General features: G+C 67.2%; 2 protein-coding genes. Both read left to right on the forward strand.

The window, feature by feature from the left end:
• The first annotated feature begins 13 nt into the window (after positions 1–13).
• Positions 14–1588: a cytochrome ubiquinol oxidase subunit I gene (locus tag ACZ53N_RS37090; protein WP_469145101.1), complete on the forward strand. Its 1575-nt coding sequence runs from the start codon at positions 14–16 to the stop codon at positions 1586–1588.
• A gap of 24 nt (positions 1589–1612) precedes the next feature.
• On the forward strand, positions 1613–2484 hold an 872-nt coding region (gene cydB, locus ACZ53N_RS37095; protein WP_469145102.1), incomplete at its 3' end, for a cytochrome d ubiquinol oxidase subunit II.

A 2484-nucleotide genomic window follows, 5' to 3' on the forward strand; every position in this document is an offset into this window, starting at 1 on the left:
AAGGAGAGACCGCGTGGACCTGGCTCTGGCGCCGGAAACGTTGGCGCGCTGGCAATTCGGCATCACCACCGTTTACCACTACCTCTTCGTACCGCTCACGATCAGCCTGGCGGCCATCACCGCCGGGCTGGAGACGGCGTGGGTGCGCACCGGCAAGGAGAAGTACTTCCACGCCACGAAGTTCTGGGGAAAGCTCTTCCTGATCAACATCGCGATGGGCGTGGTCACCGGCATCGTGCAGGAGTTCCAGTTCGGCATGAACTGGTCTGACTACTCCCGGTTCGTCGGTGATGTCTTCGGGGCGCCGCTCGCGATGGAGGCCCTGCTGGCCTTCTTCTTCGAGTCCACCTTCATCGGGCTGTGGATTTTCGGCTGGGACAAGCTGCCCAAGAAGATCCACTGCGCGTGCATCTGGATCGTCGCCGTCGGCACGATCCTCTCCTCGTACTTCATCCTGGCCGCGAACTCCTGGATGCAGCACCCCGTCGGCTACGTCATCGACAAGGCGACCGGCAAGGCCCGGCTCACCGACATCTGGGCGGTGATGACGCAGAACACCACTCTCGTCGTGGTCTTCCACACCCTCACCGCGGCCTTCCTCACCGGCGGCGCGTTCGTGGTCGGCATCGCCTCGCTCCATCTGTGGCGCGCCAAGCGCAAGCAGCTGCGCGGCGAGGAGCCGGGCGAGAAGCAGCGGCACCAGATCGGCGCGATGCGGACCTCGCTGCGCGTCGGGCTCGTCGTGGCGGTCATCGCCGGGCTCGGCACCGCGATCAGCGGTGACAGCCTCGGCAAGGTGATGTTCGAGCAGCAGCCGATGAAGATGGCCGCCGCCGAGGCTCTGTGGGAGACCAAGGCACCGGCGCCGTTCTCGGTGTTCGCGGTCGGTGATGTCTCCAAGGGCCACAACAGCGTCGAGATAGAGATCCCCGGCCTGCTCTCCTTCCTCTCCCACAGCAACTTCACCGACGCCGTTCCCGGCATCAACGACATCGCCGCACGGGAGGCCGCCCGCTACGGCGGCGAGCCCGAGGACTACATCCCCAGCATCTTCATGACCTTCTGGGGCTTCCGCCTCATGATCGGCTTCGGGATGACATCGTTCGTGGCCGCGCTCATCGGGCTGTGGACCACGCGCAAGAAGTTCTGGCTCGCGCCGCGGTTCCGCACGGGCGAGAACGAGGTCCCGCGGCTGATGCTGACGCGCACCCGCGAGATGAGCCCGTTCTTCACCACCTGGTCCTGGCGCATCGGCATCCTCACCATGGGCTTCCCGCTGATCGCCAACTCCTTCGGCTGGATCTTCACCGAGATGGGCCGCCAGCCCTGGGCCGTCTACGGGCTGATGAAGACCGGCAACGCGGTCTCGCCCGGCGTCAGCCAGGCCGAAGTCCTCATCTCCATGGGCATCTTCACGCTGCTGTACGGGATCCTCGCCGTCGTCGAGGTGAAGCTGCTGGTGAAGTACGCCACGGCCGGCCCGGACACGGACGAGAAGCCGCCCACGAAGGACCCGAGGCTGCGGCGCCCCTCGCCGGGGGCCGGCGAGCCCGAGGACGCCGACAAGCCGATGACCTTCGCGTACTGACGCGGCGGAACGGAGACACCGACCATGCACCTCCACGACCTCTGGTTCCTGCTGATCGCCTTCCTGTGGACGGGCTACTTCTTCCTCGAGGGCTTCGACTTCGGCATCGGCGTCCTGACCAAGCTCCTCGCCCGGGACCGCACGGAGCGCCGGGTGCTGATCAACACCATCGGGCCCGTCTGGGACGGCAACGAGGTCTGGCTGATCACCGCGGTCGGCGCGACCTTCGCCGCCTTCCCCGACTGGTACGCCACCCTCTTCAGCGCCTTCTACCTGCCGTTCCTGCTCATCCTGGTCTGTCTGATCCTGCGCGGCGTCGCCTTCGAGTACCGCCACAAGCGCGCGGGCGAGCGGTGGCAGCTGAACTGGGAGCACGCGATCTTCTGGTGCTCGCTGCTGCCCGCCTTCGTCTGGGGTGTCCTCTTCGCCAACATCGTGCGCGGGGTGCCGATCGGGCGGGACAAGAACTTCGCCGGTGACGTGCTCGACCTGCTGAACCCGTACGCCCTGCTGGGCGGTGCCCTCACGCTCGTGCTCTTCACCTTCCACGGCGCGGTCTTCGCGACGCTGAAGACGGTCGGCGACATCCGCCACCGGGCGCGCTCCCGGGCGACCGTCCTCGGCATGACCTCCGGCGTGCTGGGCGTGACCTTCCTCGGCTGGACGCAGATCGAGTCCGGCAACGGACGCAGCCTCGTCGCGCTGATCGTCGCCGGGGTGGCCCTGGTCGCGGCGCTGGCCATGAACCACTTCGGGCGGGAGGGCTGGACGTTCGCCTTCTCCGGGGTGACCGTCGCGGCCGCCTTCGCGCTGATCTTCCTCGCGCTCTTCCCGGACGTGATGCCGTCGTCCCTCGACCCGGCCTGGAACCTCACGGCGGCGAACGCGTCCTCCAG

It is taken from the genome of Streptomyces sp. NPDC033229, assembly GCF_055576875.1.